Source organism: Ruegeria sp. L11 (genome assembly GCF_056531755.1).
In genome coordinates this window covers 1-26,959 of sequence record NZ_JBQFMI010000026.1, presented here as the reverse complement: position 1 = coordinate 26,959, position 26,959 = coordinate 1, and the positions used below count along the sequence as shown (strand labels likewise).

Below are 26,959 nucleotides of genomic sequence, written 5' to 3'. Positions count from 1 at the left end.
TCAGAACGCGGCGTAGATTGAAACTGCGGCGAGCCTGATCCTCCTAAGCCAATCAAACGCTCGTGTTCCAAATCATTCGATGACGGACATTCCACAGGAAAACCCAGCAAAACTGGGATCGAACTGCCGGGCATCAGACCGTATGATAACGCAATTGGCACGAGGCCGACGGCAGCAAGCAGAAGGACTAATCTAGCACTCATGGAGGACTCCTTCTCGTAGAGGTTTCGCTCTGTTTACAAAACTCCTGATCGGTCTATTGAGGCATCCGATGATCCGAAACGGATGCCCACGCTACGCTTTGAAAGGCGTATCCGACAGGCCAAGTCGAGCTTTCTGAAGAGCGAACCGGTACTGCGCAGCCGTTTTCAGCTACGCAGCAGACAGGTCACAATGCGCCTTCGTCGCCCAGGAACTCGATACCAGCTGTCGCGCCATCACTGTAAGCAATGCAATTCCAAGGAGCACGATCCTCGCCAACGCCGACTGTGACCTGTGTTCCCGCCTCGCTAAACGCGGATGAGAGCACCACGACTTGCGAATTGTTCGTCGTGTTAGCTACATCTCGCAAACACGCCTGCTGAGCCGGCGTGAGCTCGGCGGACGCGCTTGATGTACTCGTATCGTCGCAGGCCGCAAGCAGTGCGAAACATGTCGCGCCTGCAATCATCACCATCTTGTTAGACATTTTCTTCTCCCTCTGGTTCCCTTGAAATTAGTGAAATTGGATGCGCTTGTTTGAAGCTCCCGCGTCTGTGCAGCCAATTGAACATACCTTGATCCTGTGACTACCATTCCCAAAACTTGCCGCGGGCGGCTTGGTCGGCGGGAAGATATTTCGTTGACTATCGGGGCCGACAATAACGTGTGAAGGCCGAATGACGTCACTAGCAAATGCTAGAGCAAACTCTGGACAGAGGGCGAGTACGTTAAGTCTAAGCATCGCGTCCTCCCAGCGCTCAATCATTGTAAAGTGCCTTCCGACCGCCAGCACTCACTCCAGCAGTCGGAAGGGCTCGGCACAGCGAGCAGCAACGACAACAACGGAGGTAAAATAAAGTTGTGTCGAATTCGCATGTTTGAATCTAATTTTTGATAAATCAATATATTTTCCGCGCGTAAAATTATTTACGCTCTCTTGCGATAGGCTTCTGCTTTCAAACAAAAAGGTAAGAGGGAGCATCCTTAGGGGCGAGTGCGTTCTCCTGAGCGGCAAAGCGTTTGAGACCGCACAGAAAGTAAGAAAGGAGTGAAATATGGGATTTGGTGAAGCAGTTAAAACGTGTTTCTCGAAATACTTCCAGTTCTCCGGTCGGGCTTTACGCTCAGAATACTGGTGGTTCTTCTTGTTCGTTGTTCTCGCGAGCGCTGCTTTAGCTGTGCTGGATACGATCATATTCGGGACCAACCCCGAAACAGGCCAGGGATCTCGGGTCCTGTCCTCTGTTTTCCAGCTGGCTGTTCTCATACCTATGCTGGCCGCCGGTTGGCGAAGGCTGCATGATACAGGACGACCTGGCTGGTATTTGCTGCTGCCGATGGCGCTCAGCATTACAACGCTATTTGTTATGCTGGGTGGGGTGGCGTTCTTTTCGGTATTGGAGCAAGGGACCGAAAACCCCGATGCATTACGGGGACCCGCGGCAGTCCTGGGTGTGACCGGTATCGTTGTTGTCTCAATTCTTCAATTGGTTCTGTCCATCCTGATGATCTGGTGGCTGACAAGACCTTCCCAAGAAGGCGCAAACGAATACGGCGAACCTGTTTACTGATCTGGCTGTCCGGGCAATTGGCTGGAACTTCTGCTGAACGACAGTGCGAACCGTAACTCAATGGAGAGAAAAAAATGAGCTGCAAAACCATTTCCATTGGAATGCTACTGATGGCAGTGGCGACCACAGCATCAGCGGAGTGGTCGTTCAGCTCCGGGCCCACCCCCAATGCGTTTATTCAGACAGGAAACATGACGCTGGAACTTCAGTGTGACCGTATTCGCTTTGCTCCGGCTGGAGTCGAGAACAGCCAGGACATTGCGGATAAGCAGGGGCTTTCCATTCGTTTCTTGAAGAACGACACCACCGAAGTTGGAGCATTTCAGGTTGGAGCAGAAAACGCTGCCGTGCAGATCGTCGACAACTATCCCGTCGAGGTCAGTTTCAATAGTCAGCCGGACTATGGTTTTGTTCTGGATCAGCTTGCGGCCAATGCATCGGTTAATCTGTCGATGATTGATCAAGATGTCAGCTACGGAATTTTTGACTTGAAAGGTTCCAGCGCAGCAATTCGGTCCCTTCGTTCTGCGTGCGATTCAGAAGTTAGCCAAGAGACGTCCTACGAAGCGCCCGAAGGCATCGTCTATTGTGGTGGCGGAGCGATAGAGCGCGTGATCGAACCCGTAATCTTGGACAATCCAGAGGGGGAGTGGGACGCGCGAGTAGCGGTCAATGGCGAGCCGATCAGAGCCATGACGGCCTACAGTTACTTCGGAAACTCTGAGCCGCCCGCCGGATTTGTCGTCGCCCTCCTTGGGGAGGACAGGTCCGAGTTTCTGATTTTTAGCGAAGGCTCGGCAAACTGGCTGGAATACGGGGACTACAGGTATGATCAGTGCAATTGATATCTCCTTCCAACCAGCTGCCAAAGTAGTGCGTCAGATGAAATGTTTGGCTTCCGGTATGGTGCTGGTTTCGGGTCTAGGAAGCGTGTGGCATTTCAATTCTCGGGTGGTGATGTCGCCCATGCTCATGCGCATCTGATACCGCTTCTCGACAAGTACGATGTCACCTCGCGACGCTACATCGAGCAAGAAGTAATCACCTTCAAACCAATCCCAAATCCGGGGAACAACGAGCTCCGAACCTTTGCCAAACTAATTGCGGATGCTCTCGACCGATGATGTAACTTTGGGCTCTTACCGATATTATATGCCAAGGCCGGTCAGTTGTTACTCAAGTCAGACTGAAGCACCAAGATACATTCCGCTACGTCGTCTTTTCTCATTGATCTGGTACTGACTTCGACAGATAGAGAGGTGTGCGGTGGCTGTCTTCCTTCGCAAGTGGCGCATGTCAAAGCGCTGCCGGAGGACCTCCGGTGGCCTTTATTCATGGCTTACGCACCAGCCACAGGCCCTATCAGAGGACGTCATGCCCCTTTCACCTGACGGTCAAGACCGCGCTACTCGCGCCATTGACCCATTGCCAATACGCCTTATCAAGCGCGCTATACTGGTTCTTGTCGGCCTGTTTTATTTCCTCTTCGTGGCCTTTGCCCCTCTTCTTTGCGTTCGGCGCAGAGGGTTTCGTGGTTGGTATTGGCGCCTGGTGAAACGGTCATGTTCCCGCCTGCTGTGGCTCCTCAGCATCCGCGTCGAGATGCGTCCTGAGGAAAAGAATGCCCTCGCCGCCGACACCAACAGCATCATCGTGGTTAACCACCGTAGCCATCTCGATGGCTTCAGTCTCATGCATGTGGTGCCCGACACCAAATGGTTCACTTTCGCGGCGAAATCAGAGTTCTGGAACAGCAAACTCCTGCGTACTGGTTTTGATGGAGCGGGTCTCGTCCCTATCAACCGGGATTCCGGTTCAACGGCCATGGATACGCTGACAAAGGCTGTCAGGGAAATGCCTGCCCGTTGTTCCATTGTGCTATTCCCAGAAGGCACCCGGGCCAAAACAGAATCGCTAGGGGACTTTAAGGCGGGTGCTGTATTAGTCGCCCGAGAAACCGGCCGCACGATCACCCCTATTGTCATCCACGACAGCGATAGTCTACTTCCACGCGGCAAACATTTACCGCGCAGCGGGACGATCCGTGTGGAGGCTTTGCCAACATTTACGTGCGATCCTACCGCTAGTGTGGATGAGGATCTGGCGCGATTGCGCAGGCAGATGATGGCTGTATTTGAGCGGTGAAGTCTGTTTGACAGAAATATGCAGAAACCGAGTTTGTTGAGTTTCCGCTACGCGTAGCGGCAGATAACAGATTTGCAGAGCAGTTGTACTTGTTGGTGGGATTTTCTCCAACGAGAATCGATATTCGAAGACCTAGTTAGTACCCGTATTTCAGTATGCTCTTGGCCATTCGTATTTATGGATGGGCTGCTTGGTATTGTCTCTGAATTCTCAGAAGAGAATGGACAATTAAGTGCCCTGATCTCGCGATTCTTGCCGGAGGCAGAAAAAGCAGGGGAGACATGAATTTGCCAGATGCTGTACGACTTATGAGTGACCAAAAGCTAACACTAAGCTGCCATCAGACCACCAGCATCGCCTGCGATACCGACTATGCAATCATCGCCGATCTGAATGCGATTTGCCGGGCTTTCCCCTCCGAGTTCCAGTTTGGGTGAGGTTAACCAGAACGCGCATTGCCACGGGGTCATTTCACGTGGCAGGGCTTTCAACACTTTTTCCATCAAAGGAAGCGGGGTTCCATCCTGAGCAAACTGGAAAGATGGATAGGCGTTGGCTCCTTTGTAAGGTAAAGAAAGTACCTTCCCGGTTCGTGTCCAGATGTCGGCTATCCGCGTGATCTGCCAGGAGCCCTTCTGCCATTGTGCGTGCACGCCTACATCGTCCAGCAACGGATACTCTCGCGCAAAATCATCCATCCGGATGTCATTGACCGCGCAACAATGCCCCTCGAAATTATGCAAATACATCTACTTACTCACTGAACTCACTAACAACTCATGAAACGATACTGCCAAAAAACCGTTCTAGCCAAAGTTAAGAAGTTCACATTGGGCAAATTAAACTTCAGCTAACCTCGTTTTTTTGCCTAACGCGCTGAAATTATTGTTGGTTTGCTTGCGATGACCCGCCGTTCTAATGCTCGTAAATCCAGTTCTGAATTCTTGGCTTTGTTACTCATTGGAGTATTAATCCTCACAAGCTGAGGGCATTGGCCATGAATCTACCGAACCAATCTCCGGTTTGTTGGTGATCAACATCAGCGCGTTGGACAAAGCCGCCAGTCATTCTGTCCAGTGTTGGAAACTAGTACCGAGCGCGGGCTCTCTTTTCTACGATCACGATCCTCGTCGTCTGACACTCCCGCAAAAAGACAAACAGTCCTGATCCTAAGATTAGCGTGACACCAAGCGGGATGGGGAGGTTTTGTATTTCTACCGACCTAAATTCCTTTCTCTGGTCATAATACGGACTGACCATTCCAAAAATTCCCTACCGCCACCTTGAAATTCTGGACCAATCATTCCAAATCATGCGCATGAGCAAAAAAACTCTCCCAAACGGCGACATCAAATCTTCCGCAGGTCCAGGTAGACCTCGTGCCTTTGACGAAGCTGAGGCATTGGAAAAAGCCTTGTGCGTATTTTGGCACAAGGGCTACGAGACCGCGTCCGTGGATGATCTGACCAAGGCCATGGGTTTGAGTCGGTCCAGCTTCTATGGAGCGTTCGGCAACAAGCAGGCTTTGTTTCATAAAGCCCTCAGCCACTATTCAAGGCGTGGTTTGAAAGCGCTGCGTGACGTTGCTGACGCGGGCGGAGATGACCCTGTTGGTGCGATAATGGAAGCTTTGGCGAACCCGCAAGGCGGCCGTGATGGCTGCATGCTTATCAACTGCCTGACGGAACTTGCTCCTCATGATGATGAAGTGGCGGCTCTCGGGCGGCAGCATTTGAAGAATATTGACGAGATTATTGCGAGAGCGCTTGAGCCTTCGGATCCGGGACAGGCCCTCAACAAGGCACGCGCCTTTGCGTCCCTTGCAATCGGAACACTAGCCTTGCGCAAGGCGGGCGTTCCCGCTGAGCAGATATCGCAAACCCTGAAACAAGCCCGGTTGGTGATTTCGCCATAAGGCCTCCCGCCGCCATAAAGAAATGAAACCTAAAACAAACTCAATCTAAAGACAGTGACCCTAATATTGGACTGATTGGTCCAATAATATCTGAACGAAGTTTACCAAAGAAGGAAGCAGCAATGGCTGATGAAAAACTGTTCTCCGGCATCAAAGCTGGTGCAATCGAGCTGAAAAATCGCATAGTCATGGCGCCATTGACCCGCAACCGGGCAAGAGCCGAGGATGACAGTGTCCATGAATTGCAGGCCAAGTACTACGCCCAGCGGGCGGGTGCAGGTCTGATCATCACGGAGGCTTCGCAAATCTCGCCCCAAGGCAAGGGCTATGCCTGGACGCCCGGCATTTATTCCGAAGCGCAGATCGACGGCTGGAAAAAAGTGACTGAGGCCGTCCATGCCAAGGACGGGAAGATTGTAATCCAGCTTTGGCATGTGGGCCGGATTTCGCATTACAGCTTGCAGCAGGATGGTGGCGCCCCTGTTGCACCATCCGCAATTGGAGCTAAGGCCAAGACGTTTGATGGTGAGCAGTTTGTTGAAACATCCGAACCGCGGGCTCTGGCCATCGAAGAAATTGCTGGCATCGTTGCGGACTACCGGAGGGCCGCGGAAAACGCCAAAGAGGCCGGTTTCGACGGTGTCGAGGTCCACGCAGCCAACGGATACCTTATCGATCAATTCCTGCGGGACGAATCCAACAAGCGTGAAGACGCATACGGCGGTCCTGTCGAGAATAGAGCACGGTTCCTGAAAGAGGTCATGGACGCAGTTGTCGACGTGTGGGGCGCCGACCGCGTTGGTGTTCGCCTCAGCCCGTTCTCGGACGCCAACAACATCTCCGACAGCGACCCGCAGGCGACGTTCTCCCATGCGATCAAATTGTTGAATAGCTATGGGTTGGCCTATCTCCATCTCGTGGAAGGACAGACCGGCGGCCCGCGCGATATTCCGGAAGGTGGCGATCTAAAGGCGCTCTATGAATTGTTTGACGGTGCGAAAATGGGCAACAACGCTTATGACCGGGAAATGGCGGTTGAAGCGGTTGAAACCGGAGCCGTCGATCTGGTGGCCTTTGGCCGGCCGTTTATTTCCAACCCTGATTTTGTCAACCGGTTGGAGAAAGGCGCCGCTCTGAATGAGCTCGATCCAACTACCCTCTACGGCGGCAATGAAAAAGGGTACACCGATTACCCGGCACTAGCAGAGGAAGCGGTTGCCGCAGAGTAATACATCGCTCTAGCCTCCGTAGTGACAGGCAAAATAAAATAGAGTGAGCGCGCCGATTTGGACGCGCTCACCTCGCGGTTACGGCAATATCCTTTCTTAAAGCCGGGATCTAACACAAGCCTACGAATGAACTGCTTCCCTATGATCACGGTTGAATATTTCCAATCAGAATGCACTTTTGATTGAGAGGCGCCCGGTTTTAGTTGAAGAAGATGTGCGGTGACTACCATCAATTGAACGCGTTTCTCGAACAGCGCATTCTTATGGGCAAATCGTGCAAACTTATGCGCAAATGGCGCGCAATATTTTGGGCGAATGTCTTCAATTTTTGTGAGTAAAATCAATGGCGGGGATGCAGCGTTATGAGCGCCCCTACACGGTGTAAAGACCGACGTGCTACCTGTTTGGGGCTGAAGTCGATCTGTGCAATTGCTGATCGAGCGATGTGCATCTTGGATGGCACTGGCCATGCTTCAACGTGCGGGCTCTGACCTATCAGTCGACGTAACGAAACTGTGGTAAAGCCTGCTCGGTTGCTTCTAACCTTTGCCTGGCGAGGTAGCGGCAGGAATGGTTGCGGCGGATGTTCAGCAAAGTACTAAAAATGACCGGCAGTGCGGTGGTTCTGGGCGGGGTAGCTTTGATTGGCTACCTTTGGTTCGCACCCCCGGATCTTTTGAAGGTTGGAACCAACTACGCTGCCAAGATTGTCTGTTCGAACGTTTTCATTGCTGGACGGGATCCTGACGAAGTTCTGGCTGTGGACGTGCAAGCACCCGGCCACCCTCTGCTGGGGCAAATCTCAATAGAGGTGGATCGGGAAGCGCAGACTGCGAAAGCGCGGATCTTCCGGTTTTTTGCACCCGCGACATCGCAGTTTCGTCAGGGGCTTGGCTGCACAAATGTTCATGAGGCTGATCTGAGCAACCAGACACTTTCCGCGCCTGATCCGCTGCCAGCAGGACTATGGCCAAACGGGAATGACGTTGCCTTGTCCCAAGACCCGAAGCTTCAGAATGTACTGTCGAATGACAGTTTGGTGGGTGAAGGATTTCGCGCAGTTGTGGTGGTTCGAAACGGGCGCATCATTGCTGAACGGTACGCAGATGGGTTTGATGCGGATACCCCGTTACTGGGCTGGTCCATGACCAAGACAGTTACGGCCGGGTTGATCGGCACCTTGATTGAAGCGGGTCAAATGAGCTTGTCAGATACGCTTGTCGACAGCTTTCCCGATTGGGTCGACGACGCAAGGCGCAACATTACCGTGGCTGATATGCTGGCGATGACAAGCGGGCTGCAATGGGATGAGGAATACGGCGACGTTTCAGACGTAACACGCATGCTGTATCTTCGTGACGGTATGGCCGAATTTGCTGCCGGGCGCGTTGCTGAATCCAGTATTGGAACGGACTTCAACTATTCCTCGGGCACGTCCACGATGCTGTCTCGGGTTTGGCAGGACAAGTTGGGCGACGGTGGGCTGAGCTATCCGCACAACGCGCTATTTGCGCCGATTGGCATTACATCGGCGGTTATCGAGACGGATGTCAGCGATACCTTCATCGGGTCCAGTTATATGTATGCGACGGCGCGTGACTGGGCCCGGTACGGGCAGCTTTTGCTGCAGAAAGGGGTTTGGAAGGGCTCTCGGATATTACCAGAAGGTTATGTGGACTGGATGTTCGAACCGGTTGATGCTTCGGATGGCAAATACGCCAAGGGCCACCTTTGGCTGGAAGCACCCGGAGATTTGCCACCTTTTGAAGATGCCGTCTGGTTGCAGGGGCATGATGGTCAGTCCATCGGTATTTTCCCCTCTCATGATATGGTGATTGTGCGATTGGGATTGACGCCATCCCGGCTGGGTTACTCATCCTTGCCGCTGGCCAAGGAACTGATTTCCGCATCCGGAAGCTAGCGTGCCAGGGTGCAAAAACCTGTTGGCCGCGACAGACAGATCACGCCTGACTGGCAAGTATTTCGACAAATACATCCTCGATCAGGACACAGGGTCGCAGGAGAGTGTCTTGCAAGTTGTAGGCATTTAGTATACCGCGGCATACAAAATTAAGGCGCTGGTTTGTTACCCGCCAGCGCACCAGCTAAATGGTCGGAACCGTCATGAGCCTATATACAGAATACCTGAACGAGATTGAGACGCGCAAAGAGCAAGGTTTGCACCCCAAACCCATTGAAGACGGTGTGCTGCTTCAGGAAATCATCGAGCAAATCAAGGATGTCGACAACGTTCACCGCGCCGAGTCTTTGACCTATTTCATCTATAACACGCTGCCGGGGACAACCAGCGCTGCTGGTGAAAAGGCACGGTTCCTGAAAGAGATCGTATTGGGTGAAGCCTCGGTCGAAGAAATCTCGCAGGCCTTCGCGTTCGAGCTGCTGTCACATATGAAAGGCGGCCCCTCGGTCGAGGTTCTGCTGGATCTGGCGCTGGGCGATGATGCGTCGATCGCAAATCAGGCGGCAGAGGTGCTGAAAACGCAGGTGTTCCTGTATGATGCGGATACCCAGCGCCTCAAGTCTGCTTTTGAGGCCGGAAACGCGATCGCAAAGGACATTCTGGAAAGCTATGCCAAGGCCGAGTTCTTTACCCGGCTGCCTGACATTGAAGAGGAAATCAAGGTTGTGACCTATGTCGCGGCCGAAGGAGACATTTCCACCGACCTTCTGTCGCCCGGTAATCAGGCGCATTCTCGTGCGGATCGGGAATTGCATGGCAAATGCATGATCACACCGGCGGCGCAGGCCGAGATTCAGGATTTGCAGAAACAACACCCGGACAAACGCGTTATGCTGGTCGCCGAAAAAGGGACCATGGGCGTCGGGTCGTCGCGCATGTCCGGTGTCAACAACGTCGCCTTGTGGACCGGAACGCAAGCCAGCCCTTATGTTCCTTTTGTGAACATCGCACCAGTTGTCGCGGGAACAAACGGAATCTCACCGATCTTCCTGACCACCGTTGGTGTGACCGGAGGTATCGGTATTGACCTGAAGAACTGGGTCAAAAAGCTGGACGATGACGGCAACCCGATCCTGAACAACGACGAAAGTCCTGTCCTTGAACAGAAATACTCGGTCGAGACCGGAACCGTTCTGACCATCAACACAAAGGACAAGAAGCTTTACAATGAAGCAGGCGATAAAGAGCTTGTCGATGTATCGTCGTCCTTCACGCCGCAAAAGGTCGAATTCATCAAGGCTGGCGGCTCTTACGCGATTGTCTTTGGGAAGAAGCTGCAGACATTTGCGGCAGAAACCCTTGGCGTTGCGCTGGAATCTGCATTTGCTCCGTCCAAGGAAATCTCGCACGAGGGTCAGGGCCTGACAGCTGTCGAGAAGATCTTCAACAAAAACGCGGTTGGCGTGGCTGACGGAAAGGTTCTGCACGCGGGTTCGGATGCTCGGGTTAAGGTCAATATCGTTGGGTCGCAAGACACCACTGGCCTGATGACCGCGCAGGAGCTGGAAGCTATGGCGGCGACCGTGATCTCGCCCATCGTTGATGGCGCATATCAGTCCGGGTGCCACACAGCGTCGGTTTGGGACGCAAAGGCGCAGGCGAACATTCCTAAACTGATGAAATTCATGAACAACTTTGGCCTGATCACTGCGCGTGATCCCAAGGGTGTTTACCATTCGATGACAGACGTAATCCACAAGGTGCTGAACGACATCACCGTGGACGACTGGGCCATCATCATTGGCGGCGACTCGCACACCCGCATGTCCAAGGGCGTAGCGTTTGGCGCGGATTCGGGCACCGTTGCGCTGGCGCTGGCCACCGGTGAAGCCACGATGCCGATCCCTGAATCGGTTAAGGTGACCTTCAAAGGCCAGATGGCAGGCCATATGGATTTCCGCGATGTGGTTCACGCCACCCAGTCGCAGATGTTAAAGACATTCGGTGACAATGTCTTCCAGGGCCGGATCATCGAAGTTCATATCGGCACCTTGCTGGCGGATCAGGCGTTTACCTTTACCGACTGGACGGCCGAGATGAAGGCCAAGGCGTCGATCTGTATTTCCGAAGATGACACGCTGATTGAATCTCTGGAAATCGCCAAAGGCCGCATCCAGATCATGATCGACAAGGGTATGGAAAACGAAGCCCAGACGCTGCAAGGTCTGATCGACAAGGCGAATGCGCGGATAGCGGAGATCAGGTCGGGTGAAAAGCCGGCCCTGAAACCCGATGAAAACGCCAAGTATTTTGCCGAGCTCGTCGTTGATCTGGATGAGATCGACGAACCGATGATAGCCGACCCGGATGTGAACAACGCTGACGTATCAAAGCGTTACACCCACGACACTATCCGCCCGGTTTCCTACTACAAGGGTGAAAAGAAGGTCGATCTGGGCTTTGTCGGGTCGTGCATGGTGCACAAAGGCGATCTGATTATCGTCTCGCAGATGCTTAAGAACCTTGAAGAGGAACAGGGCACTGTCGAATTCAAGGCCCCGCTGGTTGTCGCAGCACCGACCTACAACATCATCGATGAGCTGAAAGAAGAAGGCGAGTGGAGCATTCTTCAGAAATACTCGGGCTTTGAATTCGACGATCTGTTTCCGAAAAACAAGGCACGCACGGAATACGAAAATATCCTGTACCTTGAGCGGCCCGGCTGTAACCTTTGCATGGGGAACCAAGAAAAGGCTGCAAAAGGCGATACCGTTCTGGCGACATCCACGCGCCTGTTCCAGGGTCGTGTTGTTGAAGACTCGGATGAGAAAAAGGGTGAGTCCCTGCTTGCGTCGACACCGGTTGTCGTACTCTCGGCCATATTGGGCCGGACCCCAACCGCCGAGGAATACAAGTCGGCGGTAAAGGGGATCGACTTGACCAAGTTCGCGCCGCCGATGGAAAAGCCCGCGACCGCGAAATCGGCTCACTTCTGAAGACGTTTTGTAACTTGTAGGCCCGGTCGCCAATAAGCGGTGGCCGGGCTTTTCCAATTGAACGACACTCCCAGCCTTTCGACACCTCGTCTTAGCAAGGATGGGTTATGCACCTGACACATCCGCTCAGGTTCCGTTTCGTCGGACCCTGTCAAAGAATGGGTAAAGGGCCGCGGGTCTTGGTCTGGCGAAGCACAAAGTTGCTGCGGGTGTCGCGGACCAGCCCTGATTTCAACAGGCGCTGCATGATAAAGACTTCAAGATCCTCGGGGGTTTTGGCGTAAACCTTCAGGATAAAGTCGTGATCCCCGGTGATCGAGGCGCACTCGACGATTTGCGGCTCGGTCTCGACCAGACGAAGAAACGCCGAGATGCTGTTCTCCTGATGGTCCTTCAGCGCGACGTGGACATAGGCAATGGCATTCAGGCCAACAGCCTTGGCAGAAACCTGCGCGCGATACCCTGAAACCACCCCGGACGATTCAAGGTCACGGACGCGGCGCCAACATTGCGAGGTCGACAACCCGGTCCGGTCGGCCAGTTCCTGCATAGACAGGCGTCCACTGGCCTGAAGCTCTCGCAAAATATCAATGTCGGCAGGGTGAAGCATTTGACCCGCAAATGGCAATATCTCGGAATGTTTCGTTCATAATACGGGCGATACTCAGAATATCAAAACAAATTCTCCATGTGAGTTGAGGTATCCTGATCTCATGCAGGAGGATGCTGATGCCCAAATCGACGAAGTATGTCGCCAAACTGGCGGATGAACATGGCCACATTACCTACACAGACGAAGAGAATGCGGTCTGGGCTGATCTTTACGCGGCACAGGAAGAAAATGTTCGGCGCTATATGGCACCGGAATACCTAAGCGGTTTGGTGCGGCTGGACCTGCCGAAGACCAAAGTGCCATCTTGTGCGGAAATTTCGAAACGGTTGCTGGACCTGACCGGCTGGCGGGTGCAGCCGGTTCCGGCGCTGATCGGGTTCAAGACATTTTTCGGGATGCTTGCGGATCGGGTTTTTCCGGCCGCCTCTTTCATCCGCTCTCGGGAAGATTTCGACTATATCGAAGAGCCGGATATCTTTCATGAGATATTCGGACATACACCGTTGTTAAGTGATCCACGTTTTGCCGCGTTCAGCCACGCCATCGGGCTAGCCGGAAAGCAGGCAGATGACGCGGATTATGCCTGGTTGATCAGGCTCTACTGGTTTTCGATCGAGTTTGGCCTGCGCCGCCAGAACGGTCAGATCAAGGCGTTGGGTTCAGGGTTGGCGTCGTCGCCGACAGAACTGGTCTATGCCGTGACCAGCGACATACCCGATCGTGACCCGTTTGACGTTCTGACGATTCTACGAACACCCTACCGGATCGATATGCATCAGATGGGGTATTTTGTTCTGGATGACCCTGAAGAGTTGTTTGAGGCCGCCGAACGGAACCTGCTGGCAGATGTTCGTTGTGCGCGCCGCCTTGGGCTGTTGCCGAACAAGTTTCCCGAAAAGGTAACCGCCGCCGAGTAGCAGGGGCCGCGTCTTTTCAAGCGTCAAGGTTTTTGTACATATAGGTTGTGGACTCGAATTTTGGTTCAAATGGGTTCCGGCAGTAATTCGGTATTTCCCCCGCGATTTGAAACCCGAGGCTTTGATAAAGCAGCCGCGAGGGATCGGTGCTGCGCGTATCAAGTACGAGCATCGTGCGCCCCACCTCTCGCGCCCGAAGAACAAGCGCATTCATCAGGGATCGGCCTAATCCCCGCCGTCTGGCGTTGAGGTGGACCAGAAGTTTCGCCACGTCGGCGCGGTGGGGTTGGTTGGGCATTGCGGCCGGGATTAGTTGAACGGTGCCTGCAATGCGGGGACCGTCATACGAAACGAACAAGTCCAGCTTACCAGACCTGAGACTGGGCTGTACGTTTTGTTGCCAGTACGCACGCGCATCGTTCAGGGTAAACGGAAGTATGAAACCTATGCTGGCCCCATCATGAACACAGGCATGCAGGATTTCAGCCAGGTCATCCAGCGCGGCGTCAAAATCGTTCTCGGTCAGGCGCGTGATCATATAAGCACCAGCAGGTAACGTGCGCCACGCGACGCCCCTGTTTCAAACCGGGTCGGTCCCGACAGATGGTAGCGCAGGCAATCCCCGGCGTTCAGCGCGTGGGGAGTTCCATCAACCGTCAGAGTAAGCGCGCCGTCCATTAAGATCAGATGATGCTCTTGCCCCGATTTAGGTGGCACTTCGTAGGTAATGACCGTGTCCCGGGGCAGGTGGCATTCCAGAACCTCGGCGTTCAATCCATTTGCAAGTGGTGAAACAGCACGGCGGGTGAAGCCGGTTTCGGGGTCGCGCCACTCGGTCTGGCGTTCGAATGGAACCTTGGGGTCAAAGCTGTCTTCAACCATCATCAGCAGGCGTGAGATCGGCAGATCGTATACAGCGCACAGACGGCCTAGATTGTCGGCTGTTGGGCTGACATCCCCTTTTTCCATACGGGACAAGGTGGCGCGGCTGATCCTGCTGTGTTCGGCAAGGTAATCCAAAGACCAACCACGCCCGCGGCGCAGTTCGCTCAGGCGATTGGCGAGGCGGTTTGACAGGGTGTCAGGCATTACATCATATTGAAAAATTTTCTCATATACGAGAAAATATACAAATAAACATCACATATCAACGAAAAAGGATGCGGACAATCCGCATCCTATTCAAGAAGTCAGAGCCAAGAAGGATTACTTCCAGCCAACTTCGTTAAAGATCTTCTGCGCTTCGGGGATGTTCTTTGCAACGTCTGAAAGGTTCACGTCGTCTGCCTTGAATTCACCCAACGCCTTGACCGACTCGGCCAGTTCGACATTTGGAACTGCCGGAAACTCGTCATTTCCCGCCGAGAAGTATTTCTGCGCCTGATCGCTGGCCAGATACTCAAGGAACAGGATCGCGTTTTCCTTGTTGGGTGCGTGCGCGGCGACCCCACCACCGGATAGATTCATATGCGCGCCATAGCTGTCCTGGTTCGGGAAGACCCAGCCGATCATATCGCGGTCTGCGGACAAGCCTTTGACGTCTGTGCGAATGGAGCGCGCGAAATAGTAGGTGTTCGAAACCGCGATGTCACACTCGCCCGAAACGATGCCGCGCAACTGGTCGGTGTCACCGCCCTGCGGGTCACGCGCCATGTTGGCGACTACACCCTCGGCCCAGGACTTGGCGGCCTCAGTGCCTTCATGTGTGATGATCGATGCCAGCAGGGTCTGGTTGTAGGTGTTGGTCGAAGACCGGATACAGACCATTCCCTTGTATTCCGGTTTGGCCAGATCAGCGTAGGTGGCCGGCGGGTTGGTCACGTTTTCCTTGTCGAAAAAGATGATCCGACCGCGTTGCGAGAAACCAAACCACTGATTGTCGCTGTCCTGCAGGTTGGTGGGAATGCGCTCTTCCAGTGTAGCGCTGTCGATTGATTGGAGGACACCTGCATTCTTGGCCCGCGCCAGACGCGACGTGTCCACGGTCAGCATCACGTCGGCAGGTGAGTTCGCGCCTTCCGCTTCCATCCGGGCAATCAGTTCATCCGCTTTGCCTTCGATCCTGTTGATCTTGATGCCGGTTGCGTCTTCAAAGTCGGTATACAGCCGTTCGTCGGTGTCATAGTGGCGCGACGAATAGAGGTTCAGTTCGCCCTCGGCGGCGGCAGAGGTTGCGATCAGAGCCGACAGTGCGGCGGCCAGGCAGGTCGTGGATTTCAGCATTGTGTGCCTCAACAATTGAATTTCGGGTCGGTCATTAATCCGACTGATTTTCTCAATTATACGATTCTGGGCGGGATGCAAGTAAATCCGACTGATTTACTTGGTCAAAAGGTCGCTGTGACGTTCAATATGCGATGCTCTGAAGGCATACGAGGGGGGAAGGTTGGTGGTAACGTGGTCGAGGGACTTGGTCCAAGCGCTTCTAGCGGATATTTTGGCAAGACAGATTGTCCGAGAAAAAGAACATGCCGTCTTATTCACTTAAAGGAAGAACGTGAGATATGCCCGAAACACTGGCTGAAAAATTGGAGAAATCTAACCTTGGCCATTGGATGTCGCGCTTTGAAGGGTTCATGGTTTTTGTTGGCGTGGTTGGTCCTTTTGCCACACTGCCACAGCTCGTGAAGCTGTATTTGACGCATTCGCACCATGCCTCGGGACAGTCCTTGTTGTCGTGGTCTCTATATACCGCCTTGTCCCTGCTTTGGTTTGCTTACGGCTTGGTTGTTGGAAAGCTTCCAATCTATGTCGGCAACGGGATTTCGATGGTTCTGAACTTTCTTATGGTCGTGGGCATTCTGATCCATGCAGGGATTACATTTTAGGCGCGGGTAGAACAAAAAAACCGCACTCGAAGGTGCGGTTTCTTTAAGCAGTGATGTGCAGTTCTTAGCCCTGACGAGCTTTGAACTTGCGCTGCGTCTTGTTGATCACGTAGACGCGGCCTTTGCGACGCACAATCCGGCAGTCGCGGTGCCGGTTCTTGAGCGAGCGGAGCGAGTTCTTGACCTTCATGGTCTGTCTCCAATCTGCGGCGCCTTCATCAAGGACGTGGCCAGCGCCTGGGTTACTCGGGTGTCCCGGAAAACCGGAACAGTGAAATCATGGTGGGCGGTACAAGGATCGAACTTGTGACCCCTTCGATGTCAACGAAGTGCTCTACCGCTGAGCTAACCGCCCACGTTCCCTTTGCGTGCCTTGCCCCATAACGAAATGGGGCGCGGATCCCCGCGCCGGTAGCGGGGTCTATAAAAGGAGTCGCAAATGGGTTCAAGGGGTTTGGAAGAACAATTTTTCCGGTCTATGTTGATTACGAACACGGAGGGATCATGCAAAGCGCAGCCTATGTATTGGATATGCCCGAAAACCGCACCTCGTGCGTGGTTTTTTCATCGCCACACAGCGGGCGGGAGTATCCTGAGGCATTTCTGAACCGGTCCGTGTTGAACCGGAGCGTGATTCGATCCTCAGAAGACGCCTTTGTTGATCAGTTGTTCGCGCCGGCTGCGGAAAACGGTGCCCCTTTGATCAAGGCGGCCATGCCACGCGCCTATCTGGATTTGAACCGCAGTCTGGATGAGCTTGACCCGGCCTTGATCAGCGGTGCCCGCAGGCACGGGCATAATCCAAGGGTCGCGTCAGGGCTGGGGGTGATTCCCCGCGTAGTTGCCAACGGTCGGGCAATCTATCGCGGCAAACTTACCATGGACGAAGCGCGGCTGCGCATCGACACCTATTGGCGCCCTTATCATGCGCGGTTGAAATCCCTGCTGGCCGAATCACACGAGATGTTCGGACAGGCAATTCTGGTGGACTGCCACTCGATGCCGCACGAGGCGGTGGCCATGGCGGGCACTGCGCGCGGAAGGCGGCCCGAGATCGTGCTGGGCGACCGGTTTGGCGCGTCCGCGTCGTCAGAGGTCGTCGATATCATTGAAGCCGCTTTCGCGGCAGCGGGTCTCAACGTGGCACGCAATGCGCCTTTTGCCGGAGCATATGTGACGCAAACCTATGGTCGTCCCGGTCGCCAGCAGCACGCTGTACAGATCGAGATCGATCGCGCTTTGTACATGGACGAAGAAAAAATCGCGCCCAATGCCAATTTCATGGCGTTCTCGAAGCTGCTCAGGCAGGTGGTTCGCGAGATTTCCAGCCTGGGTGCGAGCCCAGAGCGTCTGGCGGCGGAGTAGCTTCAGCGCAGCGCACGGCCCTTCATGATTGCTTCGGCCCCGAACCGCTGGCGAATCTCGTCCGTGGCCCGTTCGGCCTTGGATCTGCGGGCAGCATCCGGATCCAGCAAGTCGCCGGAAATATCCGCCTGATCAGCCGGGCAAAGGTCGGACAAACCACAGCCCAACAAACGATATGGCCCCTGATCGCCAACCTGATCGAACAGGCCCCGGGCCGTGCGGTAAATCCGGTCGGCAATCTGTGTCGCATCCCGCAAGGATACGCGCCGCGTCAGGATCTTGTGATTGGCTTTCTTCAGTTTCAACGTGATAACCCGACCAGCCAGATCCTTTGCCTTGGCGCGGTCCGACACTTTCAAGGCCATCCGCCACAAATGACCGTCCAGAATATCAAGGCTCGACGTATCTTCGAAAAATGTCGTCTCGTTGCTGATGGATTTCATCGGCTCATGCGCCGATACGCGTCGCTTGTCCTGACCCCGAGCCAAGTGCCACAGGCGATATCCCATTGAGCCGAACCGCGCGGTCAGCGCTTCCTGATCCCAACGCAGCAAATCACTGAAAGTTCTGATCCCTGCCTTGTCCAGCGCTTCTTGCGCAGCCGGGCCAATGCCCCAGATCAACCGTACGGGTTTGTCATTCAGAAACTCTGCCGTTTCCGCCTTGCCAATCACTGAAAATCCGCGCGGTTTGTCGAGATCCGAAGCGACCTTGGCCAAAAATTTGTTGTGACTTAATCCGATAGAGCCGGTGACACCGATTTCATCCTTCATGCGCTTGACCAGACGCGCCAGCATGACGGCCGGCGGCGCGCCATGCAGACGTTCGGTTCCCGACAGGTCCATGAAGGCTTCGTCCAGCGACAGGGGTTCGACCACGGGTGTCAATTCATCCATCATCGCGCGGATGTCGCGCGACACCTCAGCGTAGACGGACATGCGGGGCTTGATCACGACGGCTTCGGGGCAGAGTTGCAGGGCCTTGAACATGGGCATAGCCGACCGGACGCCGCGAATACGGGCAACGTAGCAGGCAGTTGAAACAACGCCGCGCTTGCCGCCGCCAATGATAACCGGTTTGTCCGCCAGTTCCGGGTTGTCACGTTTTTCAACCGAGGCATAGAAGGCGTCACAATCCATATGGGCAATCGACAAGTCAAACAGTTCCGGGTGTGTCTTTACCCGCGGACTGCCACAGGCAGTACAGCGTTGTTCGTTTGACAATGTGGTCAGGCAATCTCGGCAAAGACCGGGCATCTGCGTCCTCATGCGTTCCGCAGTTGGCTTGGACGTTCTTTATATCACCTGTGATCCTGGATCAAAGGCCCTGCTGACATGGGGTGATTTGGAAAGAAGACCCCCCGCACATCGCGGGGGGAAGTAACGAACCTCAGGAAGAAGCGGTTCGTTGGGGAGTATTTCCCCTTCAGAATCTCTGAAAACCCTTGGTTTCGATAGGATGAAGGTTGTGCCGAGAAAACTCGGGTTTTGAATGTGTGTTTTCTGGCACAGAGACGATTTGGCGCGGTTTCGTCAAAAAGTGACCTAAGGTCAACTTGTTGCGCGGAAAACCCAACGCAAAACCCACCTGAAAAGGCCAAGTGGTCTTAGCACACCTTGAGAGAATTTAGTTCGGAAAGAACGGCCTCAGCAGCGGCTTTTGGGTCTTTTGCCTGATAAATCGGGCGGCCGACAACGATATGATCAGCGCCATCCTGAATAGCGCTTGCAGGGGATGCTACACGTTTCTGGTCACCAAGCGCTGCGCCAGCCGGGCGCACACCAGGGGTTACGATCAGACGCCCTTCAGCCTGTGGCAGAGCCCGGATCAGGGCGGCCTCTTGCGGGCTGGCGATAACGCCATCAGCCCCGGCTTCAAAGGCCTTGGCCGCGCGTTCGACAACCAAATCCTGCACATCACCAGGTTTCAAAAGACTTGCGTCCAGATCGTCGCGGTTCAGCGAGGTCAGGATGGTTACGGCGAGGATCTTCAGGTCTTTACCCGCAGCACCTTCTTTGGCGGCGCGCACCACATGAGGGTCACCATGCACGGTCAGAAAATCCAGATCGAATTGCGCCAATCCCCGCACGGCATTCTCAACTGTATTGCCAATGTCGAACAACTTCATGTCCAGGAAGATGCGCTTGCCGTGATCTTGTTTCAGTTCGTTGGCCAATGCCAGCCCACCACCGGTCAGCATACCCAGCCCGATTTTGTAGAATGAAACGCTATCCCCCAACCGTTCGGCCATGGCCAACCCTTGCAGAGCGTTGGGAACATCAAGGGCTACGATCAGGCGGTCATCAGACATGGGGGGCGCTCCTTTTTGGCAAACGTCTGCGTCCTATCGGCTTCGGGCCGCTCTGTCCATCTGCTAAGCTGCGCAGGCAGCTTCAATTCGTGTTATCGTGCTCTGTATTGAAAACTCGAATTCAAAATAAGGGGCGACAAATGAAAAAGCTGGTTTTGTTGGGCGCGTTGATTGCACTGGCCGCATGTAATGAAACGCCGCCCGAGGAGACGGATACAGGGGCTGCACCTGTGCCGACCAATGACGATTTGCGTTTGGTTGGTGGTTACAGGTCCGAGGATGATTGGTGTCAACTTACTGGTGAAACGGCGTTTACCGGCAATTTCCTGGACCATACGGCAGATCTGGTTTCTTGCCCGACGGGAAGTGCGGCAGCCCAATCTTTGGTGAATGATCTGGGTGCCGTTCAGGTCGCCGAGACCGGTGGTTATTCAGTCTATACCATCCAGCGCGAATAGGTCGATTTCTGTGTTTTAGCCTCTTGAACCACCGAAGATATTTCCCAGATTGAATGTGAGGCTTCGACCGACATGTGCTGCCAGGCGGGCATGTCAAAACGGGGCGCTTGGAAAAGGAGAATATCATGGACTTGAACAAGTTCACCGAGCGGGCACGGGGATTCGTGCAGGCAGCGCAAACCATTGCGCTGCGCGAGGGGCACCAGAGGCTGGAGCCTACGCATATACTCAAAGCACTGATGGATGACGATCAGGGGTTGGCCAGCAACCTGATCACGCGCGCGGGTGGGGCCCCGAACCGCGTGGTTGAAGCGCTGGACACCGCGATGGGGAAAATCCCCAAGGTCAGCGGCGACGCGAGCCAGATCTACATGGACGGCCAGACCGCCAAAGTACTGGACGAGGCTGCAAAGTTGGCATCAAAGGCGGGCGACAGTTTCGTGCCGGTCGAACGCGTGTTGATGGCGCTGTGCATGGTGAAGTCCAAGGCCAAGGATGCATTGGACGCCGGAGCCGTATCAGCGCAAAAGCTGAATGAGGCGATCAACGACATTCGCAAGGGTCGCACCGCTGACAGCGCGTCGGCGGAAGAAGGTTATGACGCGCTCAAGAAATACGCACGTGACCTGACCGAGGCTGCGGCCGAAGGCAAAATTGATCCGATCATCGGTCGGGATGAAGAAATCCGCCGCTCGATGCAGGTTCTGTCGCGTCGCACCAAGAACAACCCGGTTCTGATCGGTGAACCCGGCGTCGGTAAGACCGCGATTGCCGAGGGCATGGCCCTGCGCATCGTTAACGGCGATGTGCCGGAATCGCTGAAGGACAAGAAGCTGCTGGCGCTCGACATGGGCGCGTTGATTGCTGGTGCGAAATACCGTGGTGAGTTCGAAGAACGCCTCAAGGCCGTTCTGACCGAAGTGACTGAAGCTGCGGGTGAAATCATCCTGTTCATCGACGAGATGCACACGTTGGTCGGTGCCGGGAAGTCTGATGGTGCAATGGATGCGGCCAACCTGATCAAGCCTGCGCTTGCCCGGGGCGAGTTGCATTGTATTGGTGCGACCACGCTGGACGAGTACCGCAAATACGTGGAAAAAGACGCGGCCCTTGCGCGCCGGTTCCAGCCTGTAATGGTACAGGAGCCGACGGTCGAAGATACGATCAGCATCCTGCGCGGCATCAAGGAAAAGTACGAACTGCACCACGGTGTGCGTATCTCGGATTCAGCGCTTGTTTCAGCGGCGACCCTGTCGCACCGCTATATCACTGACCGCTTTCTGCCCGACAAAGCCATCGACCTTGTCGACGAGGCGGCATCGCGTCTGCGGATGGAGGTCGACAGCAAGCCCGAGGAACTCGATCAACTCGACCGGAACATCCTGCAGATGCAGATCGAGGAAGAGGCGCTGAAGCTTGAAGATGACGCGGCCTCGAAAGATCGTCTGGAAACCTTGCAAAAGGACCTGGCCGATTTGCAGGAACGATCCGCCGAGATGACAGCACAATGGCAGGCCGAACGCGATAAACTGGCGGGTGCCCGTGACCTGAAGGAACAGCTCGACAAAGCGCGGGCTGATCTGGAGATCGCCAAGCGTGAAGGCAATCTGGCGAAGGCAGGTGAGCTGTCTTACGGCGTCATCCCCGAACTTGAGAAAAAGCTGACCGAGGCCGAAAACGCCGAAAGCAACGCCATGATGGCTGAGGAAACGGTGCGCCCGGAACAGATCGCTTCGGTGGTCGAGCGTTGGACCGGTATCCCGACCTCGAAAATGCTAGAAGGCGAACGCGAGAAACTGCTGCGGATGGAAGACGCTCTGCATTCCCGCGTGATCGGTCAGGATGCAGCGGTGACTGCCGTCGCCAACGCCGTGCGCCGTGCGCGTGCGGGTCTGAATGACGAAGGCCGCCCGTTGGGATCGTTCCTGTTCCTCGGGCCGACCGGCGTGGGTAAGACCGAGCTGACCAAGGCCGTGGCGAATTTCCTGTTCGACGACGATAACGCGATGGTGCGTATCGACATGTCCGAGTTCATGGAAAAACACGCTGTTGCTCGTCTGATCGGGGCTCCTCCGGGCTATGTCGGTTATGACGAAGGCGGTGTGCTGACCGAAGCCGTGCGGCGCAGGCCTTATCAGGTCGTGCTGTTTGACGAGGTCGAAAAGGCGCACCCGGATGTGTTCAACGTGCTGTTGCAGGTTCTGGATGATGGCGTTCTGACCGATGGTCAGGGCCGCACCGTGGACTTCAAGCAGACGCTGATCATCCTGACGTCGAACCTTGGGTCTCAGGCGCTCAGCCAGTTGCCCGATGGCGCGGACAGTGCGCAGGCACGCCGTGACGTGATGGATGCGGTGCGGGCACATTTCCGGCCCGAGTTCCTGAACCGTCTGGACGAAACGATCATCTTTGACCGCCTCAAGCGGGCCGATATGGATGGCATCGTCGATATCCAGATGGCGCGTCTGCAAAAGCGCCTGGCGGCCCGCAAGATCGAACTGGCTCTGGACGATGGTGCCAAGGAATGGCTGGCCAATGAAGGCTATGACCCTGTCTTCGGAGCCCGCCCGCTGAAACGCGTGATTCAGCGCGCCCTGCAGAACCCGCTGGCCGAAGCGCTGCTGGCCGGTGAGATCAAGGATGGTGAGGTTGTTCCGGTCACCGCCGGGGCTGATGGCCTGATCATCGGTGACCGGTTGGGGACGTCGGAACGGCCCCGCCCGGATGATGCAGTGGTGCATTGATTTAGGCACAAACGGAAGACCCGCCGCATTGGCGGGTCTTTTTTGTCTGCATCTACGCTCTTCGACGCGCCAAAATTCCCCGGCTTGTCCGGGATGGTGGGCCTGCGGGGAATGAGTACTCGCTTTCGCATTCAAAGCCAGCTTTGTGCAATAGTCCCAGAATTTCTTCTCTGCCGAATGTGCGATGGCGCCATTGCAGCCAGATGATTGCATTGCACCAATGCGGCTTTGACACCACCAGATACAAACGACCGCCAGGGCGCATCATATCGTGAATTTTCTCAAGTGCGCGCAACGGATCGGGGCAATGTTCGATGACATGCGCAGCCAGTGCCACATCAGCAGGTTCCAGAACGACAGACCCTAACAAGCCCTGCACAAGTCTTGGCTCGATACCCCGCGCCTGTAACGCGCTTTGACCGTGTTTCAACATGGCTTGACTGGGTTCGAGAAGGGTTACTTCGGCAGATGATCCATGAGTAGCAACCCAGGCTTCTGCAAACGAGGCCGTCCCGGCACCGATATCAACAACCCGACTGTTATGCTCTGTCGCGAGCTGATTTGCTGACAGAAAACCAAGATACGCATCGTAATAACCAAGAGCACGCATCTTATCCCGCCATTTTGGTGCAGCGGTATCATAGCGCCGTGTGGTGTCAGACTTGGTCTTGCCCATTGGCTGGCTTGCTCTCAGTGCCTACCACTCATGGAATGCGCAGATGGAAACTGACCCACTGAAGAAAGCGGGCCAGTTTCGCCAAACGTCAGTTTCATCAGATCAGCGCAAGTATCCGCGCCGGACCTCCGGTGCCGCCTGCGTGTTTCGGTGCGCCAATAACAAGTGTTGCGCCTGACGCGGGTACCTGATCCAGATTGGCCAGGCATTCGATCCCGAACCGGCCGGATGGCAACCAGGCATAATGGGTGGCGAAATCCGCAGACATGCCGTGATCCAGTGACAAGGTGTCAACGGCAATTGACCGCGCGCCGGTTTCTTCCATCAGCATCTGCGCAGCTTCAACGTGAAAGCCCGGGTAATGCTGCGCTTCACCGTCGAAATTGCGGAACGCGTCCGTTGCCGTTTTGCCAGCCCACCCAGAGTGCATGGCGACACAAGCGCCGTCTGGTATATCGCCATTGGCGGCTATCCAGGCTTTCAGGTCATCAGGGGTTAAACGCGTATCGGCGTCTTCTGCTGCGCGGGCAGCGATATCGACCACGCAAAGTGGTGCAACCAGATATGAGACCGGGATTTCATCGACCGAAGCCCCATCCGCAGAAAAGTGCAGCGGGGCATCTATATGCGTGCCCGTATGCTCATTGATCGACAAATTGAACAGATTGAATCCGTGTTCCGCGAAATTGAATGCCTGTTCGGCCGAGATACCCGGCTCTCCGCCCCAGGTCGGGAACTCCGGGCTTAGCGTGTGGGTCATGTCTTGGACACCGCCATGCCCCGCGGCCAGTGCGGCCGGTGCCATAGCCCCGGTTGCGGCAGCCGCAACACCCGATGCCGCCGCGGCTTTGAAGAACCCGCGCCGGGACAGCATCCTGTCTTTTACGGCGTTCATTACACAGATATCACACATTTTTCGTCCTCCCATTGCGGCCACGCGGCTGCAAAAACAGGCCCGCCACACTGTTGATCGCGTATGGTGCCTGTCTGACAGAGTGCAGTTTTGGACCCGCAGTTGTAAAGACTGCAGGCAGACAACCCGGCTGTTGTCCTCCGTTCAGAGCCAGCTCTGAGTGAACCGTATATCCCCAACGAAATGTTCGAGCACTGAGAGTTGGCTCAGGTCGCGACAACCGCTGAAAGCGGGCAGAGCGCGGCACAATCCGCCTGTCTGGGCCTGTCGCCACTCGGAACGTTACAATCACGTCGCTCAAACGTGACGCCTGTTTCCATGGGTCTGTGCTATCAGCACCCTAAGTCTGTTATGACAAACAAATACGACGGAGACCTAGATGGCGCATCGCTGGACCAATACATTGACACATGCCGACGTAACGCCACGGGCGGCGTTCCTGAACCGGCGGCAGGTCATGGTCGGGATGGCGGGTGTTGGTGTGGCGGCAATGGGCCAACCAGCTGCGGCGCAGGATGCGCTGGAGCCGAACACCTGGGATGAGATCACGAGTTACAACAATTATTATGAGTTCGGGACCGGAAAAGATGACCCGGCGAAATATGCGCATACGCTGGTGACCGAACCCTGGAGCGTAAAGATTGACGGTCTGGTTGATCGTCCTGGTGAGTATGATTTCAAGGACATCCTGTCCGAGATGACGATCGAAGAACGCATCTATCGCTTCCGTTGCGTTGAAGCCTGGTCGATGGTCGTACCATGGAACGGGTTCGAACTGGTCGATCTTCTGAACATGGCGGGGGTGAAAGAGGGCGCGAAATACGTGGCGTTCGAAACGGCCCACCGCCCGGATGAGATGCCAGGAACGCGCTATCCCATTCTGGAATGGCCCTATCGCGAGGGTTTGCGCCTGGACGAGGCGATGCATCCGCTGACGATCATGGCCACTGGTATCTATGACAAGCCGATTCCAAATCAGAACGGCGCGCCTTTGCGTCTGGTCGTGCCGTGGAAATACGGGTTCAAATCGATCAAGTCGATTGTTCGGATCACGCTTACTGAAGAAGAGCCGCCCACCAGTTGGAATATGGCCAATTCGCGAGAATACGGGTTTTATAGTAATGTAAACCCGAACGTGGATCATCCGCGCTGGTCGCAAGCCTCCGAACGTGAAATCGGCGGCGGCCTGTTTGCCTCGCGCAAACCGACGCTGATGTTCAACGGTTATGAAGAAGAGGTCGCCAGCCTTTATGAAGGTATGGATCTGGCCAGGAATTACTAGAATCATGCAGGCCATCAATCAGACACTCCGGCGTATTCCGGTATGGGCCGTTTATCTGATGGGCGCGCTGCCCGCGCCCTGGCTGTTCTATCTTGGCCTGACTGGCGGTTTGGGAATCGAACCGATTGAGGCGCTGGAACACCGCTATGGCGAACTGGCTTTACAGTTGCTGATTGCCGGGCTGGCCATCACATCCTTGCGCCGATTTGTGGGCTTGAACCTGATGAAGTTCCGTCGGGCCATTGGGGTGCTGACTTTTGTATATGTCAGCCTGCATCTCCTTGTCTGGCTGGTTCTGGACGTTCAGCTTCCCAGCCAGATTTGGGCGGATATCCTCAAGCGTCCTTATATTACCGTTGGAATGGGGGCGTTTCTTTTGCTGTTGCCTCTGACGGCTACATCCAACAACTGGTCGGTGCGCCGACTGGGGCCGCGTTGGCGCAGGCTGCATTGGCTGGTGTACCCGGCCGCTTTGCTGGGCGGCCTGCATTATGTGATGCTGGCAAAAGGGTTTCAGATCGAGCCGCTGATCTATTTGGCAGCTATCGTCATTCTTCTTGCCCTTAGGTTGCCGATTCCAAGCCTGTCACTCCAGTCCAACACAGCAGATTCTGCCTGACTCGGGGCCGAGTCTGTGGGTAACGTTGAAAGTAAGGCGGTAGGTTAGGGCGCCACGTCTGCGTTTCCGAAGATTGTGGCGGGATTTCGCTTGGCTGATAGGAGTTAAGCGGTTGAAAGTTATTAATAATTTTTAAGATTAGGAATTTTCTTTGATTTTGTGCTTTTTCCGCTTGCGGGTTTTGAGAGTAATACTTAGAACCCCCTTCACCGGCGCAACTGAGGTTGGCCTGACGGACTGGAAAGACGGTTGAGA

The 26,959-nt window shown here is 54.9% G+C and carries 25 protein-coding genes, 1 tRNA gene and 1 pseudogene; 14 read left to right on the top strand and 13 right to left on the bottom strand.

Annotated features, from left to right (window positions below):
• Together ACR0CE_RS19850 and ACR0CE_RS19845 are read right to left on the bottom strand one after the other, a co-directional pair.
• Positions 1 to 203, bottom strand: a pseudogene (locus ACR0CE_RS19850) (hypothetical protein); the annotation flags it as partial.
• Positions 204 to 388: 185 nt separating this feature from the next.
• Positions 389 to 688 carry a hypothetical protein gene (locus ACR0CE_RS19845; RefSeq protein WP_170337109.1) on the bottom strand — a complete coding sequence of 100 codons (300 nt, stop codon included), beginning with the start codon at positions 686 to 688 and terminating at the stop codon, positions 389 to 391.
• A 568-nt stretch (positions 689 to 1,256) separates the two neighbouring features.
• On the opposite strand from ACR0CE_RS19845, the gene ACR0CE_RS19840 reads away from it, so the two are divergent.
• The 3 genes from ACR0CE_RS19840 to ACR0CE_RS19830 all read left to right on the top strand — a co-directional run bounded on the left by ACR0CE_RS19840 (position 1,257) and on the right by ACR0CE_RS19830 (position 3,917).
• Complete coding sequence (locus tag ACR0CE_RS19840) at positions 1,257 to 1,772, top strand: DUF805 domain-containing protein (protein ID WP_480833537.1); 516 nt, start codon at positions 1,257 to 1,259, stop codon at positions 1,770 to 1,772.
• A 74-nt stretch (positions 1,773 to 1,846) separates the two neighbouring features.
• Positions 1,847 to 2,617: a hypothetical protein gene (locus tag ACR0CE_RS19835; protein ID WP_480833536.1), complete on the top strand. Its 771-nt coding sequence runs from the start codon at positions 1,847 to 1,849 to the stop codon at positions 2,615 to 2,617.
• Positions 2,618 to 3,146: 529 nt separating this feature from the next.
• Entirely contained in the window at positions 3,147 to 3,917 is a 771-nt protein-coding gene (locus ACR0CE_RS19830; protein ID WP_480833535.1) for a lysophospholipid acyltransferase family protein, read from the top strand.
• 329 nt (positions 3,918 to 4,246) lie between these two features.
• Here ACR0CE_RS19830 and ACR0CE_RS19825 read toward each other — a convergent pair whose 3' ends face one another.
• On the bottom strand, positions 4,247 to 4,615 hold the full coding sequence (locus ACR0CE_RS19825; RefSeq protein WP_298855186.1) for a hypothetical protein: 369 nt from the start codon (positions 4,613 to 4,615) through the stop codon (positions 4,247 to 4,249).
• A 614-nt stretch (positions 4,616 to 5,229) separates the two neighbouring features.
• On the opposite strand from ACR0CE_RS19825, the gene ACR0CE_RS19820 reads away from it, so the two are divergent.
• From ACR0CE_RS19820 to ACR0CE_RS19805, 4 genes are all read left to right on the top strand, one after another.
• The gene (locus ACR0CE_RS19820; RefSeq protein ID WP_480833534.1) at positions 5,230 to 5,832 is read left to right on the top strand and encodes a TetR/AcrR family transcriptional regulator; all 603 of its coding nucleotides are present in this window, start codon (positions 5,230 to 5,232) and stop codon (positions 5,830 to 5,832) included.
• Between the two features lie 122 nt (positions 5,833 to 5,954).
• Entirely contained in the window at positions 5,955 to 7,061 is a 1,107-nt protein-coding gene (locus ACR0CE_RS19815; protein ID WP_480833533.1) for an alkene reductase, read from the top strand.
• A 583-nt stretch (positions 7,062 to 7,644) separates the two neighbouring features.
• Positions 7,645 to 8,982, top strand: coding sequence for a serine hydrolase domain-containing protein (locus ACR0CE_RS19810; protein ID WP_480833532.1), 1,338 nt, complete (start codon positions 7,645 to 7,647; stop codon positions 8,980 to 8,982).
• A 203-nt stretch (positions 8,983 to 9,185) separates the two neighbouring features.
• The gene (locus ACR0CE_RS19805) at positions 9,186 to 11,978 is read left to right on the top strand and encodes a bifunctional aconitate hydratase 2/2-methylisocitrate dehydratase (protein WP_480833531.1); all 2,793 of its coding nucleotides are present in this window, start codon (positions 9,186 to 9,188) and stop codon (positions 11,976 to 11,978) included.
• Between the two features lie 151 nt (positions 11,979 to 12,129).
• Here the strand turns inward: ACR0CE_RS19805 and ACR0CE_RS19800 are convergent, their stop codons facing one another.
• Complete coding sequence (locus ACR0CE_RS19800) at positions 12,130 to 12,588, bottom strand: Lrp/AsnC family transcriptional regulator (RefSeq protein WP_480483951.1); 459 nt, start codon at positions 12,586 to 12,588, stop codon at positions 12,130 to 12,132.
• 119 nt (positions 12,589 to 12,707) lie between these two features.
• On the opposite strand from ACR0CE_RS19800, the gene ACR0CE_RS19795 reads away from it, so the two are divergent.
• Positions 12,708 to 13,508 (top strand): phenylalanine 4-monooxygenase, encoded by an 801-nt coding sequence (locus ACR0CE_RS19795; RefSeq protein WP_480483952.1) that lies wholly within the window; start codon positions 12,708 to 12,710, stop codon positions 13,506 to 13,508.
• 16 nt (positions 13,509 to 13,524) lie between these two features.
• Here ACR0CE_RS19795 and ACR0CE_RS19790 read toward each other — a convergent pair whose 3' ends face one another.
• The 3 genes from ACR0CE_RS19790 to ACR0CE_RS19780 form a co-directional block, all read right to left on the bottom strand.
• Positions 13,525 to 14,046, bottom strand: a complete 522-nt coding sequence (locus ACR0CE_RS19790; protein WP_480483953.1) for an N-acetyltransferase family protein — start codon at positions 14,044 to 14,046, stop codon at positions 13,525 to 13,527.
• The gene (locus ACR0CE_RS19785) at positions 14,043 to 14,597 is read right to left on the bottom strand and encodes a helix-turn-helix domain-containing protein (protein ID WP_480483954.1); all 555 of its coding nucleotides are present in this window, start codon (positions 14,595 to 14,597) and stop codon (positions 14,043 to 14,045) included. Before ACR0CE_RS19785 ends, ACR0CE_RS19790 begins: the two co-directional genes overlap by 4 nt.
• Positions 14,598 to 14,714: 117 nt before the next feature.
• Positions 14,715 to 15,731: a Fe(3+) ABC transporter substrate-binding protein gene (locus tag ACR0CE_RS19780; protein WP_480474864.1), complete on the bottom strand. Its 1,017-nt coding sequence runs from the start codon at positions 15,729 to 15,731 to the stop codon at positions 14,715 to 14,717.
• Between the two features lie 281 nt (positions 15,732 to 16,012).
• Here ACR0CE_RS19780 and ACR0CE_RS19775 point away from each other — a divergent pair, with 281 nt between their 5' ends.
• Positions 16,013 to 16,336 carry a SemiSWEET transporter gene (locus tag ACR0CE_RS19775; RefSeq protein ID WP_480474865.1) on the top strand — a complete coding sequence of 108 codons (324 nt, stop codon included), beginning with the start codon at positions 16,013 to 16,015 and terminating at the stop codon, positions 16,334 to 16,336.
• 64 nt (positions 16,337 to 16,400) lie between these two features.
• Here ACR0CE_RS19775 and ykgO read toward each other — a convergent pair whose 3' ends face one another.
• Complete coding sequence (gene ykgO / locus ACR0CE_RS19770) at positions 16,401 to 16,526, bottom strand: type B 50S ribosomal protein L36 (RefSeq protein WP_008755722.1); 126 nt, start codon at positions 16,524 to 16,526, stop codon at positions 16,401 to 16,403.
• Positions 16,527 to 16,616: 90 nt separating this feature from the next.
• Positions 16,617 to 16,691: transfer RNA gene (locus ACR0CE_RS19765), tRNA-Val, on the bottom strand.
• A 149-nt stretch (positions 16,692 to 16,840) separates the two neighbouring features.
• Here ACR0CE_RS19765 and ACR0CE_RS19760 point away from each other — a divergent pair.
• Positions 16,841 to 17,701: an N-formylglutamate amidohydrolase gene (locus tag ACR0CE_RS19760; protein WP_267365028.1), complete on the top strand. Its 861-nt coding sequence runs from the start codon at positions 16,841 to 16,843 to the stop codon at positions 17,699 to 17,701.
• A 2-nt stretch (positions 17,702 to 17,703) separates the two neighbouring features.
• On the opposite strand, the gene ACR0CE_RS19755 is transcribed toward ACR0CE_RS19760, so the two are convergent.
• Positions 17,704 to 18,957 carry a DNA polymerase IV gene (locus ACR0CE_RS19755; RefSeq protein ID WP_480833530.1) on the bottom strand — a complete coding sequence of 418 codons (1,254 nt, stop codon included), beginning with the start codon at positions 18,955 to 18,957 and terminating at the stop codon, positions 17,704 to 17,706.
• Positions 18,958 to 19,307: 350 nt separating this feature from the next.
• Entirely contained in the window at positions 19,308 to 20,012 is a 705-nt protein-coding gene (pyrF, locus tag ACR0CE_RS19750; RefSeq protein WP_480507259.1) for an orotidine-5'-phosphate decarboxylase, read from the bottom strand.
• A 140-nt stretch (positions 20,013 to 20,152) separates the two neighbouring features.
• Here pyrF and ACR0CE_RS19745 point away from each other — a divergent pair, with 140 nt between their 5' ends.
• Positions 20,153 to 20,470, top strand: a complete 318-nt coding sequence (locus tag ACR0CE_RS19745; RefSeq protein ID WP_209599181.1) for a hypothetical protein — start codon at positions 20,153 to 20,155, stop codon at positions 20,468 to 20,470.
• A gap of 125 nt (positions 20,471 to 20,595) precedes the next feature.
• The gene (clpB, locus tag ACR0CE_RS19740) at positions 20,596 to 23,214 is read left to right on the top strand and encodes an ATP-dependent chaperone ClpB (RefSeq protein ID WP_480774005.1); all 2,619 of its coding nucleotides are present in this window, start codon (positions 20,596 to 20,598) and stop codon (positions 23,212 to 23,214) included.
• 52 nt (positions 23,215 to 23,266) lie between these two features.
• On the opposite strand, the gene ACR0CE_RS19735 is transcribed toward clpB, so the two are convergent.
• Both ACR0CE_RS19735 and ACR0CE_RS19730 read right to left on the bottom strand, forming a co-directional pair.
• Positions 23,267 to 23,890 carry a class I SAM-dependent methyltransferase gene (locus tag ACR0CE_RS19735; RefSeq protein ID WP_480833529.1) on the bottom strand — a complete coding sequence of 208 codons (624 nt, stop codon included), beginning with the start codon at positions 23,888 to 23,890 and terminating at the stop codon, positions 23,267 to 23,269.
• A 97-nt stretch (positions 23,891 to 23,987) separates the two neighbouring features.
• Positions 23,988 to 24,803 carry a cyclase family protein gene (locus ACR0CE_RS19730; RefSeq protein WP_480833528.1) on the bottom strand — a complete coding sequence of 272 codons (816 nt, stop codon included), beginning with the start codon at positions 24,801 to 24,803 and terminating at the stop codon, positions 23,988 to 23,990.
• Between the two features lie 379 nt (positions 24,804 to 25,182).
• Between ACR0CE_RS19730 and msrP the strand changes: the two genes are divergently transcribed.
• Both msrP and msrQ read left to right on the top strand, forming a co-directional pair.
• Positions 25,183 to 26,085, top strand: coding sequence for a protein-methionine-sulfoxide reductase catalytic subunit MsrP (msrP, locus tag ACR0CE_RS19725; RefSeq protein ID WP_480507268.1), 903 nt, complete (start codon positions 25,183 to 25,185; stop codon positions 26,083 to 26,085).
• Between the two features lie 4 nt (positions 26,086 to 26,089).
• Positions 26,090 to 26,704, top strand: coding sequence for a protein-methionine-sulfoxide reductase heme-binding subunit MsrQ (gene msrQ, locus ACR0CE_RS19720; RefSeq protein WP_480488067.1), 615 nt, complete (start codon positions 26,090 to 26,092; stop codon positions 26,702 to 26,704).
• The last annotated feature ends 255 nt before the right edge of the window (positions 26,705 to 26,959 follow it).